This window comes from Jeongeupia chitinilytica (assembly GCF_014652315.1).
Taxonomy (GTDB): Bacteria; Pseudomonadota; Gammaproteobacteria; order Burkholderiales; family Chitinibacteraceae; genus Jeongeupia; species Jeongeupia chitinilytica.
Window position 1 is genome coordinate 70,399 of record NZ_BMYO01000008.1, and the last position, 14,709, is coordinate 85,107.

The window sequence follows — 14,709 nt, forward strand, 5'->3', positions numbered from 1 at the left end:
GATGAAACGAGTATGGATGGCCGCGGCGCTGCTTGGTGTCGCGCCGCTGGCGGGCGCAACCGACCTGATGGATGCCTGGCGTGCCGCGCGCGGCTACGACGCAGCGTTCGCCGCATCGCGTTCGGCACTGACCGCCGGGCGTGAAAAAACCAATCAGGGTAACGCCTTGCTGCTGCCGCAGGTAACGTTGAGCGGCAATGCAGGTGTTGCATCGACCGATTACCAGGCCGGGCAGGCGACGCTGCTGAACCCGAACTACGATATGCACGGCAATCAGTACGGGCTCAAGGTCACCGCAGCACAACCGATTTATCGCGCCGATGCCTTTGTCGGCAGCGATCAGTTGAAGAAGCAGGCCGATCAGGCTGAAGTGCAGTTTCGCTCGGCCGAGCAGGATTTGATCCTGCGCGTCGCCAAGGCATACTTCGAAGTCATTGCGGCAGAAGAAGCGGTGCGGTTTTCGGCCGCACAGAAGGCCGCCGTCGCCCAGCAACTGGCACAAGCGAAGAAATCGTTCGAGGTCGGCACTGCAACGATTACCGATACGCACGAAGCGCAGGCGCGCTACGACTCGATCATCGCAACCGAGATCAACGCGCAGAACGATCTCGAGGTCAAACGCAACGCCTTCACCCAGCTGACCAATCAGGATCCGACCGTGCTGGCGAAGATTTCGACCCAGCTCGAACCGTCGCCACCGCAACCGAACTCGATGGCCGACTGGCTCGTCCGGGCCGACACCGGCAGTCTGGCCATCGCCGGCCAGAAGCTGGGCCTCGATATCGCCACGCGCCAGATCGATCGCTACCGGGTATCGACCGCGCCGACGCTCGACCTTGTTGCCAGCTACGGCAGTGACTGGGCCGGCGACGGACTGGCGAGGGGCGGCACTGGCACGGACCGCACCAGCAACGGATTGATTGGTCTTCAGCTGTCGATCCCGCTGTTCACCGGCGGCAACCGCAGCTCGCAGTTCCGCGAAGCGATCGCGCTCGAAGAGCAGCAGCGCCAGACCCTCGAGGCAACGCGCCGCGATGCGGCGCAGTCGACCAAGCAGGCTTTCCTTGGCGTGCAGAACGGGGCCGCGCAGGTGAGGGCGCTCGAACAGGCCGAAGTCTCCGCGAAATCGTCGCTCGAATCGACCAAACTCGGTCGCGATGTCGGTGTGCGGACCACGGTCGACGTACTCAATGCCGAACAGAATTATTACCAGACCCGTTTCAATCTGGTGGTGACGCGTTATCAGTATCTCTTCGCGCGTTTGCAGCTGGCGGCGGCGGTGGGTGCGCTGGACGAGGCGCAATTGCAGGATATCAACCGCTGGCTGGATTCCAATCCGGTCTTGCGAAATGGATTGTCAGGAACTCAATAAGCATATTCTTATTGATGGCGTGGCCGGAATTGGATTCGCAGTTTGCTTGTAATGCCCGGAATGGCTGTGCATAATTGATCGGGAAATATGACATATCGTCATTACACCCCCGAACAAGGAGCGACTGATGGAACTGTCCGGCTTCAGCCTGCCGCAGCTGTATGAACTGCAAAAGAAGATCGCCGTCGAAATCGAAAACCGCAAGGTGACCGACAAGCACGATCTGCTGGTCGAAATCCAGAATCTGGCCGCCGCCAAGGGTTTCTCGCTGAACGAAGTGCTTGGCGTCGAAGTTGCCAAAAAGCTCGGCAAGAAAGTGGCCGTTGCCGGCAAGCCGCAGTTTGCCAATCCGAATGACCCGAGCCAGACCTGGTCGGGCCGCGGCCGCAAGCCGCAATGGGCGATCGACTGGCTCGCCGCCGGCAAATCGCTCGACGATCTGCGCGTCTGATCCTCCGGATGGACGCTCTGGAATAAGGCAGCCTCGCGCTGCCTTTTTTCATGTCCAGCGGCATTCGAGCGTTGCCGGCAGAACCGGTACAATCGCCGTTTTGCCCGGGCTGTTTTCTCATGGCGCATCCACTGACCGAGTCCCTCAACCCCGAACAGGCCGCCGCGGTCGAACTGCCGATGGCGCATGCGCTGATCCTGGCCGGTGCCGGCAGCGGCAAGACCCGGGTACTGACGACGCGCATCGCCTGGTTGCTGTCGACCGGCCAGCTGAGTCCGGCCGGGGTACTGGCGGTGACCTTCACCAACAAGGCCGCCAAGGAAATGCTGGCGCGGCTGACCGCCATGCTGCCGCTCAACCCGCGCGGCCTGTGGATCGGGACCTTCCACGGCCTGTGCAACCGCATGCTGCGCCTGCACCATCGCGATGCGGGCCTCCCGGCGACGTTTGCGATCCTCGATTCGGCCGACCAGCTTGCGGCAATCAAGCGCGTGCTCAAGGCGCTGGCGATCGACGACGAGCGCTACCCGCCCAAGACGGTGCAGAACTACATCAACGGCCAGAAGGAAAACGGCCTGCGCGCCGGTGTCGCCGAGGCATGGGACGATTACTCGCGCACATTGCGGGCCATCTACGCCGAGTACGAAACGCAATGCCGTCGCGAGGGTGTCGTCGATTTTGCCGAATTGCTGCTGGCGTGCTACGAGCTGCTCGATCGCAATGCATCTTTACGCGAACATTACCGCTCGCGATTCCGGCAGATTCTGGTCGATGAATTCCAGGATACCAACCGGCTGCAATACGCCTGGCTGAAGCTGCTGGCCGGCCCCGATAACGCGATTTTCGCCGTCGGCGACGACGACCAGTCGATCTATGCGTTCCGTGGTGCCAATGTCGGCAATATGTTCGACTTCCAGAAGGATTATGCGGTCCGCCACGTGATCCGGCTCGAACAGAATTACCGCTCTCACGGCAATATCCTCGATGCGGCCAACGCCGTCATCGCCAATAACCGCGAGCGGCTGGGCAAGACCTTGTGGACCTCGGAAGCCGGCGGCGAACGGATTCGCGTTTTCGAGGCCGCCAGTGATTTCGAGGAAGCCGATTTTGTCGTCGATGAAATCGGTCAGCTGACCCGCGACGGGATCGAGGCCGATGAAATTGCCGTGCTGTATCGCTCGAATGCGCAATCGCGCGCGATCGAGCATGCGCTGGTGCAGGCCGGCGTTCCGTATCGCGTCTATGGCGGTTTGCGCTTTTACGAGCGGCAGGAGGTCAAGCATGCGCTGGCGTATCTGCGATTGATCGCCAATGCCGACGACGACAACGCCTTGCTGCGCATCATCAATTTCCCGACCCGGGGCATCGGCAACCGCACCATCGAAACCCTGCAGGAAACCGCGCGCGTCACTGGTACCAGCCTGTGGCAGGCGGCCTGCTCCGGCGGCGCCGGCCGCAGTGCGGCGGCGGTCGGCCGCTTCGTGCATCTGGTCGATGCGATGCGGCGTGACGGCGAAGGTCTGGCGCTGCCCGAACTCGTGTCGCTGGTGATCGAGCAGTCGGGTCTGGGCGAGCACTACCGCAACGACAAGGACGGCGAGGAGCGCCTCGCCAACCTCGGCGAACTCGTCAGCGCGGCAGCTGCCTTCGTCACCGAGGACGAAAACGACATCGCGGCCTTCCTCGCCAATGCCAGTCTCGAGGGCGGCGAGCGCGAGGCCGGTGCCGGCGAGGCGGCGGTCCAGCTGATGACGGTGCACTCGGCCAAGGGGCTCGAGTTTCACTCGGTGTTCCTGACCGGAATCGAGGAGGGCCTGTTTCCGCACGACAACAGTGCCGGCGACCCGAAGGGGCTGGAGGAGGAGCGTCGGCTGATGTATGTGGCGATCACGCGCGCGCGGCGACGCCTGTACCTGACGCTGGCGCAGAGCCGGATGCTGCACGGCCAGACCCGCTATGCGGTCGCCAGCCGCTTTCTCAACGAGATTCCGCAGGACCTGCTGCACTTCCTCAACCGCGGCTACGCGCCGCAGGCGGCCGTCGTAACGGCGCCGGCGCGCAAGTCCACGCCGGATCACGGACTGGCGATCGGCATGAACGTGAAACACCCGAAGTTCGGGATCGGCGTTGTCGTGGATCACGAAGGTGGAGCGGGCGGCAACGTCCAGGTCAATTTCCGCGAGCACGGCGTCAAGTGGCTGGCCGTTGCATATGCCAAACTCGAACCATTGACCGACTGAGTTGCCGCCGATGAGTCAAGCCAGCCGTGCCCTCGTGATCGAACCGGCCTCCGAGGCGAGGGCCATGCTGGCGCGCGGCCTGCTCGAGGCCGGTGCCGGCGATGTCGATTACGCGGCACGGACCGGTGACGCGTTCACCAAGCTCAAGCAGACGCCGTACGACATCGTGCTGTGCGAGTACGACCTCGGCCAGTCATTCGACGGGCTGCATTTCTTCGAGGCCTGCCAGACCCAGCAGCTGCTCAAGCCCTCGTGCGTGTTCATGATCGTGACCGGCGAGCGGCGGCTGGCCCAGGTGATGAGTGCTGCCGAGCTGACGCCGGATGCCTATCTGCTGAAGCCGTTTTCCAGCAGCGACCTGCTCCAGCGTCTGGCGCGCGCCATTGCCCGCAAGCGTCAGTTGCGGGCGATCGACGACGCCAGTCGGGCCGGTGATTACCTTGCGGCGATTGCCGCCTGCAATGCCGAGCTGTCGAACGCGACGCCGGCCGAACGGCCGGACCTGCTGCGGCACAAGGGCCGGCTGCTCGGGTTGCTCGGCGAGCACACGATGGCGCGCGACTTCTACCGCGAACAGCTTGCCGACGGCGACTGGCCGTGGGCGCAGATGGGGCTGGCGCGATCGCTGTTCGCACTCAAGCAGTACGACGAGGCGCGGTTGCTGTTCGAGCGGGTCAAGACCGAGCACGAGCTGGTGATGGATGCCTACGACGGGCTCGCCCGCACCCTGAGTGCGCAGGGCGAGACCGAAGCCGCGCAAGTGGTACTCGAACAGGCGGTGGCACGCTCGCCGCTCGTCGCCCGTCGCCAGCGGGCCCGCGGGCGTCTGGCGCAGCGCAACGGCGTGCTCGACGTCGCGCAGGCGGCGCTGAGTCAGGCGGTTCAGCTCAACCGCGGGTCCTTCTGGCGCGATCCGGCGCTGTACGGCGAACTCGCCCGGGTTCAGCTGGCGCAGGGCGACATCGGTGCGGCACGACGGACTGCGGCGCAGTTGATGCACGATTTCCGCGGCGACGACGTGGCGCAGGCGGTGGCCGAGATGATCGAGGGAACGACCTTCATCCACAGTGGCGAAAAGGACAAGGCACGCAAGCTGATCGCCGGCGCGGCCACGCGGCTGGCGGCACGTGACGACGCACCGGCCGGCGCGCTGCTCGAGGCGGCGCAGGCCTGCGTGGCACTCGGAGATGGCGGCGATGCGGAGAAGCTGGTACGCCGGGCACTGAGCAATCGTCATGACGATGCCGAAATCGTCGCGGGCGTCGAAACGCTCTATGCCGACATGGGCCGTCCGGAAGCCGGTGCGGCACTGATCCAGGAAGCTGCGCGCGATATCGTCGAGCTGAACAACGAGGCGGTGCGTGCCGCCCAGGAAGGGGATCTGCGCGGCGCGGCCGAACGCTTCATTGCCGCGCTCGACCGGCTGCCGGGCAATGTCGGCGTGTTGCTCAACGCCGCCAATGCGCTGCTGACCTGCGTCAACCGGATGGGCTGGGATGCCGGCTACATGCAGATTGCCCAGACCTGCGTGCAACGGGTGATGCGGATCGAGCCGGGCAACGGCCGTGCACGGCAGCTGCAGGAAGTCTGGCTGCGAACGCAACGCCGCTTCGGTATCGACGCCGGACACGGTAGCGAAACCTGAACGGCAGGTGCAACACGACGGGCACGCGCTTGCCTTGCAACGACTTTTTGAATCGCCTGCAGGCATTGCAGGGTCGGGCGGTTGCTTGCCGTTTCAGGCTGCCGCGTGACGCCGGCTCAGAGCTCGACCTTGCCTTCGCCGACGAGCCAGAACCGCCCCCCGACGCCGATGGCCCGATCGGTACCGATCTGCAGATGCAGGACCGACAGCCGGGTATTCGGACGGTGGATCGTGTGCCCCTGCTCGATCTTGAGCCGACAGGGCGCGTCGTCGCCGGTCGCCAGCAGCCAGCCGCCCAGATTGGCGACGGCGCCACCGGCGCCGAAGTCCTCGTACACGCTGAACGAATCGCTGCTGAAAAAACGCAGCATCACGATGTCGCCGTCGCGGTGCCACAGCGCCGCCTGGGCGATATGCTGACCGTTGCCGGCGACCTGCGCCAACAAGGCCGGATGCGGTGCAGCCTGCAGTACGGCTTGCCGCGAGCGCAGCGGTACCATCAGTTGCGCCAGTCCGGTGTCGACCGTCAGCGCCTGTGCGGCGATGTCCCTGGCGTCGACGCCGAGCGCGCTGGCGAGCTCCATCGTGCCGGCCGCCGCCGGCTGCGTGCGGTTGGCCCAGGCCCGGAACCAGTAGGTATGGTCGTCATGCGAAAGCCGGATCGGGCCGTAGCGTCCCGGCAGGCTGTCCGGACAGCGGCCGGTCTGCTGGTGCAGGACGGCGGCGGCGGCGAGTTGGGCCAGTCCCGAGAAGGGCAGTGCAAACTGCGGCGCCACACTGCGGATCGCATCACCGTTGGCGGTGACGAACACCGCCTCGGGCTGGTTCAACTGGTAGGCCAGTTGCCGCATCACCGCTTCGTCGGGCAGGGTATCGACCAAGAAGACCGCCACAGGGGCGCCGGAGGCGCGGCGCTCGGCAAAACCGTTGATCAGGAAAAAATGGTATTGCAAGGAAGGCGCTCCGATGGGGCAAAGCGGTGGCTAAGGGCTTCTGTTGCGGCGACTTGTTGCTACAATGGGGAACATTTTGCCTATAAATAGCCGCTGCCGAGCCGCCCATGTCCGTACTAGAACCGATTGCCGAGAAAGACCTGCCGCTTGCGCGCGATTTGGACCTCCTGTCCCGCGTGCTGGCCGATACCATTCGTGAACAAACCGGAAACGCTGCCGCCGAGCAGATTGAAGCGATCCGCGAGTTGGCGCTCAAATACGTACAGGGGCATGACCCGGCGGCCGGTCAGGCGCTGGCGAGAGCACTGTCGGCGCTGGATCTGGCCGATGCGATGGCCTTGGTCCGCGGCTTCAGTTCTTTCTCCCACCTTTCGAATATAGCAGAAGATCTGCACCACAATCGGCGTCGCCGGGCGCACAAGATCGCCGGTTCCGCGCCGCAGCGCGGCAGCATCGCAGCGGCGATCGAGAGCCTCGGCGCGCGCGACGTCAAGCCGGCCGAAATCCTCTCGCTGCTGAACGAAACGCTCATCGTGCCGGTGCTGACCGCGCACCCGACCGAGGTGAAGCGCAAGACCATCCTCGAATGTCACCGCGCCGTCGGTGAACTGCTGGCCGAGCGCGACCGCAATGCGATGACGCCGGAGGAGCTGCAGGCGAATCAGGACGCACTCGAACGCGTGCTGATCACGCTGTGGCAGACGCGCGAGATCCGCACGGTCAAGCTGCGCGTGCAGGACGAAATCGAGAACGGCACGACGTATTTCCGCAATTCCTTCCTGCATGAAGTTCCGCGGCTGATCCTCGACCTCGAGGACAAGCTCGCGGCGCTGACCGGCAAGAAGGTCGAACTGCCGAACTTCCTCCAGGTCGGCAGCTGGATCGGCGGCGACCGCGACGGCAACCCGTTCGTGACCGCCGACGTGATGCGCTACGCCGTGTCGCGTCAGTCCGGCGTTGCGCTCGACTATTACTATCAGCAGTGCCAGAAGCTCGAAGGCGAGCTCTCGATGTCGACCCGCCTTGTCCAGGTCGATTCGACGCTGCAGCAGCTGGCCGACAAGGCGAGCCCCGACGACATCGCCCACAAGGGCGAGGAACCGTACCGGCTGGCGGTGTCGCATGTCGGTGCGCGGATTTTCGCAACCGCGGTCAAGATCGGCACCTTCCACCAGACGCTGCACGACGTGGTGCGCGCCGAGCCCTACAAGTGCGCGCAGGAGCTGGCCGCCGACCTGTCGGTGATCGCCAACTCGCTCAAGGCGCACGGTGCGGCCAAGCTCAGCCAGGGCCGCCTGCGCCGGCTGCAGCGCGCGGTCAGCGTGTTCGGTTTCCATTTGGCGCCGGTCGACATGCGCCAGAACTCGGGCATCCACGACAAGGTGATCGCCGAGCTGTTCGAAAAGGCCGGACTCGAGGACTACCTGAAGCTCGACGAGGCCAGCCGCCGCGTCGTGCTGCTGCGCGAACTGGCCAGCCCGCGTCCGCTGATCTGCCCGTACATCGAGTACACGGCCGAGACGCAGAAGGAAATCGACATCTACCGTGCCGCCGAGGAAATCCAGTCGCGCTACGGCGAGGCGGTGCTGCCGAACTACATCATCTCGAACTGCGAGTCGGTGTCGGACATCCTCGAAGTCGCGGTGCTGCTGAACGAAGTCGGCCTGGTGCAGCTGGCGCCGACGACGGTAGCCAAGATCAACATCATTCCGCTGTTCGAAACGATTCCCGACCTGCGCATCTGCGGCGAGATCATGACCGAGCTGTTCGCGATTCCGCAGTGGCGCCAGATGCTGGGCTGCCGCAACGGCGTGCAGGAAGTGATGCTCGGCTATTCGGACTCGAACAAGGACGGCGGCTACCTGACGTCGAACTGGGAGCTCTACAAGGCCGAACAGACGCTGGTCAAGGTCTTCGATGCGGCCGGTTTCAAGATGCGCCTGTTCCATGGCCGTGGCGGTACCGTCGGCCGTGGCGGCGGTCCGGCACATGATGCGATCCTGGCGCAGCCGGCCGGTTCGGTCGCGGGCCAGATCCGCATCACCGAGCAGGGCGAAGTGATTGCCGCCAAGTACGCCGACCGTGAAGTCGGTCGCCGCAACCTCGAAATCCTCGTGTCGGCAACGCTGGAAGCCAGCCTGCCGAAGCACAATGGCGAGCAGACCGACGATCCGGCTGCGCTGGCGCTGATGGACGACCTGTCGGCACGCGCCTACCGCGCCTACCGCGATCTGGTGTTCGCGACGCCGGACTTCGTCACCTACTTCCGCGAAGCCACGCCGATCGGCGAAATCCCGAGCCTGAACATCGGTTCGCGTCCGGCCGCCCGCAAGGCGACCAACTCGATCGGCGACCTGCGCGCGATTCCGTGGGTGTTCTCGTGGTCGCAGTGCCGGCTGATGCTGCCGGGCTGGTACGGCTTCGGCACCGCCGTCACCGAATACCTCGACACCGCCGGCGAGCCGGGGCTCGAGACGCTGCGCAAGCTGTACCGCGACTGGCCGTTCTTCACCTCGACGATTTCCAATATGGAAATGGTGCTGGCGAAGTCGGACATCGCCATTGCCGCGCGTTACTCGGAACTCGTCAACGACCAGGACCTGGCCCGCCGCATTTTCGGGCGGATCAAGGCCGAATGGCAGCGCGCGGTCGACGTCGTCAAGGCGATCACCGAGCACGAGGAGCTGCTGGCGGACAATCCGATGCTGTCGCGCAGCCTCGACAACCGCCTGCCGTATCTCGATCCGCTCAACCATCTGCAGGTCGAGCTGCTCAAGCGCCTGCGCGCCGGTGACGAGAGCGAGGACGTGCAGCACGCGGTCCACCTGACCATCAACGGTATCGCTGCCGGCCTGCGCAACAGCGGCTGACGCGCTTCCGCCCGGAACGAAAACCGCCATGACACGGCTCGCGCGTTTTGTCGCCCCGCTGTGCATGGCGGTTTTTTCATGCCTGCCGGCGCTGGCGGCCAAGGGCGCGCCCCTGCCGTCGCATTTCGGTGACCGTCTCGAAGCGGCACTGTCGTGTCGCGGTGAATGGTCGACCGGCTACTGGCAGGACTACTTCCGTCGCCATCTCGGCAAGCCGCTGCGCAGCTGGGGCGGGGCCGACTGGTTCGATGCACAGAACGCGGACCTCGCTGGCGTGCTGGCCAAAGAAGTGTTCACCAATCCGCCCGAGAGTGGTGCGCTGATGGTCGGGGCGCTGATCCCCCAGCCGGTCGATGCCGTCCGGGCTCGGCTCGAGGACAGGCTCGGCATGCGCTTCACACCGTTGCCCGGGCCTTATCCGCGCTTCCTCTCCGCCACCGGCAGCGTGCTGGTCGGTCTCGCCAACCGCCAGACCAAGTGGTACTGCGCCCGCTGGGATCTGGGTAACCGTCCTTGACGATGGCGCGATGCCATTGCGATCCACTGTGTAATACCAGTTTCTACCGCTTGTCCGTCAGACAAGACCGTCTGAAGCACGGTGGATTTTCCCCGCATTGCACTAACTCTTACGTGCTTGTTTTTTGTTTGTACGGTTTGAGACAGTGACATTGTCTGCATCGTCGTCGAAGCGTTCCGGAAACGGTACGGCGATGCTGTGGTGCCTGCAACGTTGTCTGTAGTTTCTTGGCGACTAACTACATCGTGCTGCATCAAAAACCTACATCAGATATTTCACATGTTGCGGTGCAGTGCAAGCGAATATGCAGGTTATGTGCGGATTTCGTGAAGTTTCGGCAAAATTATTGCGTTGCAACATGAAGGTCGTCCTCGGTTCTGGTAGCGAACCACTACACACCCGAAATGACGTCTATCCGGCCGATAAACGGCCCCCGGCTTGGATATTGACTTTGGTTCCCCGCTCCCCGCTAATGAACCACACCGCAAGCGACTACACCCCAAGGTGAGCGTTTGCAGCTTGGTGATATCGAAAAGTCTGACAAAAAACTGACTCAATAAAGACGATCGATATGACCAGTGGATGCGCGTGAATAACGCCAAATCATAAGAGGATGGAGACGCTTCTAATGTCGCAATTCAATCGCTTTGCCCTCGCAGCCATTCCGGCCGCGCTGTTCGCTGTCCAGGCTCATGCAGCATATCCGGCGTGGGCCGAAGGTAATACCTACACCGCTGGCACTTATGTGTCGTACCTCGGTAACGACTATCAGGCGCTGGTGACCCATACCGCCTATGTCGGTACCAACTGGAACCCGGCTGCCAGCCCGACGCTGTGGAAGCTGATCGGCGCCAGCACCGGCACGCCGACCCCGGCGCCGACGCCTGCTCCGACCCCGGCGCCGACGCCGGCTCCGACCCCGGCTCCGACCCCGGCTCCGACCCCGGCGCCGACGCCTGCTCCGACCCCGGCTCCGACCCCGGCCGGCAGCTGCACCGCCGCAGCCTGGAACGCCAGCACTGCCTACAACGGCAACGCTCTGGTGAGCTACAACGGCCGCAACTATCAGGCCAAGTGGTGGACGCAAGGCAACGTACCGTCGAGCAGCACCGGCGAAGGCCAGCCGTGGACCGACCTCGGCGCCTGCACCACCGGCACGCCGACCCCGGCTCCGACGCCTGCACCGACGCCTGCACCGACGCCTGCACCGACGCCTGCACCGACGCCTGCACCGACGCCTGCACCGACCCCGGCTCCGACCCCGACCCCGGCTCCGACGCCTGCACCGACCCCGGCTCCGACCCCGGCTCCGACCCCGGCTCCGACCCCGGCTCCGACCCCGAGCGGCAGCAAGCAAGTGGGTTCGTACTTCGCCGAATGGTCGATCTACGGTCGCGCCTTCTTCCTGAAGAACGTCCAGACCAGCGGCCAGGCTGCCAAACTGACCTTCCTGAACTACTCGTTCGGCAACATCTTCAAGCAAGCCGACGGTACCTATAAGTGCGACGCCAGCATCACCCGCACCGAGTCCGGCAACGGCGACGGCGGCGACTCGTGGGCGGCCTACAACAAGGGCTTCTCGGCTGCCGAGTCGGTCGACGGTGTGGCCGATGCGTGGGGTGCCGATGGTGTCGGTAGCCTGAAGGGCAACTTCAACCAGCTGAAGAAGCTGAAGGCGAAGAACCCGCAACTGAAGACGCTGATTTCGCTGGGCGGCTGGACCTGGTCCAAGTGGTTCTCGGCAGCTGCAGCTACCGACGCAGGCCGCAAGGCACTGGTGTCGTCGTGCATCGACCAGTACATCAAGGGCAACCTGAAGTACGACTCGGGCTCGAACTCGGGTGGTGCAGGCACCGGCGCCGGCGTGTTCGACGGTATCGATATCGACTGGGAATTCCCGGGCGTTCAGGGCGTGGGCACCAACACCGTGTCCGATGCCGACAAGCAGAACTTCACCTTGCTGCTCAAGGAGTTCCGTGAACAGCTCGACGCCTACGGCACGACCAACGGCAAGAAGTACCTGCTGACCGTCGCCATCGGTGCAGGCAGCGACAAGATCGCGATGACCGAACCGGCCCAGTACAGCCAGTATCTGGACTGGATCAACATCATGTCGTACGACTACAACGGCGCTTGGGCTGCGCAGGGTCCGACCGACTTCCAGGCGCATCTGTACGCCGACCCGGCCAGCCCGAACTACCTTGATCCGAAGACCGGCAAGCCGGGCCTGGGTTCGACCTACAACACCGACAGCGCTGTCAACGCGCTGCTGGCTGCAGGCGCCCCGGCGAAGAAGCTGCACCTCGGCATCCCGTTCTACGGCCGTGGCTGGACCGGTGTGAAGGCCGGCCCGAACGGTGACGGCCTGTACCAGACCGCTACCGGTGCTGCCAAGGGTACGTACGAAGCCGGTATCGAGGACTACAAGGTGCTGAAGAACGCTGCCGGTACGCTGCGTTACCACCCGGTGACCAAGCAGTCGTACAAGTTCGACGGTACCAACTGGTGGAGCTACGACACCCCGACCGACATCCAGAACAAGGTCGACTATGCCAAGAGCAAGGGTCTGGGCGGCGTCTTTGCGTGGGAATCGGATGGCGATACCACCGACGGCGAGCTGACCTCGGCCATGGCCAAGATGAACCAGTAAGTCTGTGAGCCGACTCGCATGAGTAGGTGACCCCTGGGCCCTCCCGTTTGCACGGGGGGGCCTTTTTACAGGCACCGACACAGGGTGCTGAAAAAAGTAGTGAGGAGAAGTGAATGTTCAATCGCTTTGCGCTCGCGGCCATTCCGGCTGCGCTCTTCGCCGTGCATGCCTACGCCGCTTATCCGGCCTGGCAGGAAGGCCAGACCTATACCGCCGGCACCTACGTGTCGTACAGCGGCAACGACTATCAGGCGCTGGTGACCCATACCGCCTATGTCGGTGCGAACTGGAACCCGGCGGCCAGCCCGACGCTGTGGAAGCTGGTCGGTGCCAGCACCGGTACGCCGAGCCCGGCTCCGACGCCCGCGCCGACGCCGGCTCCCACACCGGCGCCGACGCCCGCTCCGACGCCGGCACCCACGCCGGCTCCGACCCCGTCGGCAGGCTGCACCGCCGCCGCCTGGGCTGCCGGCACGGCCTACAACGGCGGCGCCACCGTCAGCTACAACGGCCACACCTATTCGGCCAAGTGGTGGACACAGGGCGACGTGCCGTCGAGCAATACCGGTGACGGCAAGCCGTGGAACGATCTGGGCGTTTGCGGCCCGGTGAGCCCGACCCCGGCTCCGACCCCGACGCCGGCTCCGACGCCGGTTCCGACCCCGACTCCGGCGCCGACCCCGGCTCCGACGCCGGTTCCGACCCCGACTCCGGCGCCGACGCCGGTTCCGACGCCGGTTCCGACCCCGACTCCGACGCCTGTTCCGACCCCGACCCCGTCCGGTTCGCTGCCCAAGCATGCCCTGGTCGGTTACTGGCACAACTTCGAGAATCCGTCGGGCAAGACCTTCCCGATCAGCCAAGTGTCGGATGACTGGGACGTGATCGTTCTGTCGTTCGGCGAAAACGCCGGCGCGGGCACCGTCGCCTTCCATCTGGATCCGGCTGCCGGTACCGAAGCGCAGTTCATCGCCGACATCGCCGCCAAGCGTGCCAAGGGCAAGAAGGTGATCCTGTCGCTCGGCGGTCAGGACGGCTCGGTGACGCTGAACAACGACAGCGACGTCACCAACTTCGTCAACAGCCTGTACGGCATCATCACCAAGTACGGCCTCGACGGTATCGACCTCGACCTCGAAAGCGGCAGCGGCGTTTCCAGCGGCGCACCGATCCAGGCCAACCTGGTCAAGGCCGTGAAGCAGCTGAAGGCCAAGGTCGGTTCGAACTTCTACCTGTCGATGGCGCCGGAGCACCCGTACGTCCAGGGTGGCTACGTCTCGTACGGCAGCATCTGGGGCGCCTACCTGCCGATCATCGACGGCCTGCGTGACGACCTGACCGTGATCCACGTCCAGTACTACAACAACGGCGGCTTCACCTATACCGACGGCCGTACGCTGAACGAAGGGACCGTCGATGCACTGGTCGGTGGTTCGCTGATGCTGATCAACGGCTTCACCACGAACTACGGCACCGGCTCGTTCGTCTTCAAGGGGCTGCGTGCGGATCAGGTGGCGTTCGGTGTGCCGAGCGGCAGCCAGTCGGCCGGTCGCGGTTTCGTCACCTCGGCAACCGTCAAGAATGCGCTGACTTGCCTGACCCAGATCATCGGTTGCGACACGATCAAGCCGGCTGCCGCACTGCCGGACTACCGTGGCGTGATGACCTGGTCGATCAACTGGGACAAGCACGACGGTTACAACTTCTCGGTGCCGGCCAAGGCTGCCCTGAAGGCGCTGCCGTAAGCGTCAGTCAAACCGGCCGCACTGTGTGTGGCCGGTTTTTTTTTGCCTGAAGGATCCGTGTGCCGGCACGCGCGCTGCCCGTTTTCCGCCGTCAGGCGGTGACGCGCTCCGGCTGAAGTCAGGGGGCCGTGTCCGGACTCGATGTCGTCCCGGCCTGCGGCATCCGATGGCGTTTCCGTTTTTCCGTTTGCTGGGCGGCCGTCCGGCCGTTCATCCTGCATGGCCGTTCCGGACTGTGCAGGCGCGCGCAGCCGTTGCCGCGACGA

9 protein-coding genes are annotated in these 14,709 nt (G+C 64.5%); 8 read left to right on the forward strand and 1 reads right to left on the reverse strand.

What is annotated here, in order from left to right; all coding sequences use genetic code 11:
• Window position 1 precedes the first annotated feature (1 nt).
• The 4 genes from IE097_RS14810 (at window position 2) to IE097_RS14825 (ending at window position 5,708) form a co-directional block, all read left to right on the forward strand.
• Window positions 2-1,372, forward strand: coding sequence for a TolC family outer membrane protein (locus tag IE097_RS14810; RefSeq protein WP_189461629.1), 1,371 nt, complete (start codon window positions 2-4; stop codon window positions 1,370-1,372).
• A gap of 127 nt (window positions 1,373-1,499) precedes the next feature.
• Window positions 1,500-1,823: an H-NS histone family protein gene (locus IE097_RS14815; RefSeq protein WP_189461630.1), complete on the forward strand. Its 324-nt coding sequence runs from the start codon at window positions 1,500-1,502 to the stop codon at window positions 1,821-1,823.
• A 119-nt stretch (window positions 1,824-1,942) separates the two neighbouring features.
• Window positions 1,943-4,063, forward strand: a complete 2,121-nt coding sequence (locus tag IE097_RS14820; RefSeq protein WP_189461631.1) for a UvrD-helicase domain-containing protein — start codon at window positions 1,943-1,945, stop codon at window positions 4,061-4,063.
• A 10-nt stretch (window positions 4,064-4,073) separates the two neighbouring features.
• The gene (locus IE097_RS14825) at window positions 4,074-5,708 is read left to right on the forward strand and encodes a response regulator (protein WP_189461632.1); all 1,635 of its coding nucleotides are present in this window, start codon (window positions 4,074-4,076) and stop codon (window positions 5,706-5,708) included.
• A gap of 116 nt (window positions 5,709-5,824) precedes the next feature.
• On the opposite strand, the gene IE097_RS14830 is transcribed toward IE097_RS14825, so the two are convergent.
• Window positions 5,825-6,661 carry a PhzF family phenazine biosynthesis protein gene (locus tag IE097_RS14830; RefSeq protein WP_189461633.1) on the reverse strand — a complete coding sequence of 279 codons (837 nt, stop codon included), beginning with the start codon at window positions 6,659-6,661 and terminating at the stop codon, window positions 5,825-5,827.
• Window positions 6,662-6,768: 107 nt separating this feature from the next.
• On the opposite strand from IE097_RS14830, the gene ppc reads away from it, so the two are divergent.
• From ppc to IE097_RS14850, 4 genes are all read left to right on the forward strand, one after another.
• A complete protein-coding gene (gene ppc / locus IE097_RS14835) occupies window positions 6,769-9,531 on the forward strand; it encodes a phosphoenolpyruvate carboxylase (RefSeq protein ID WP_189461634.1) in 2,763 nt (920 codons plus the stop codon).
• Window positions 9,532-9,559: 28 nt separating this feature from the next.
• The gene (locus IE097_RS14840; RefSeq protein ID WP_189461635.1) at window positions 9,560-10,048 is read left to right on the forward strand and encodes a hypothetical protein; all 489 of its coding nucleotides are present in this window, start codon (window positions 9,560-9,562) and stop codon (window positions 10,046-10,048) included.
• Window positions 10,049-10,676: 628 nt separating this feature from the next.
• Window positions 10,677-12,698 carry a glycosyl hydrolase family 18 protein gene (locus IE097_RS14845; protein WP_189461636.1) on the forward strand — a complete coding sequence of 674 codons (2,022 nt, stop codon included), beginning with the start codon at window positions 10,677-10,679 and terminating at the stop codon, window positions 12,696-12,698.
• A gap of 113 nt (window positions 12,699-12,811) precedes the next feature.
• A complete protein-coding gene (locus tag IE097_RS14850; RefSeq protein ID WP_189461637.1) occupies window positions 12,812-14,443 on the forward strand; it encodes a chitinase in 1,632 nt (543 codons plus the stop codon).
• The last annotated feature ends 266 nt before the right edge of the window (window positions 14,444-14,709 follow it).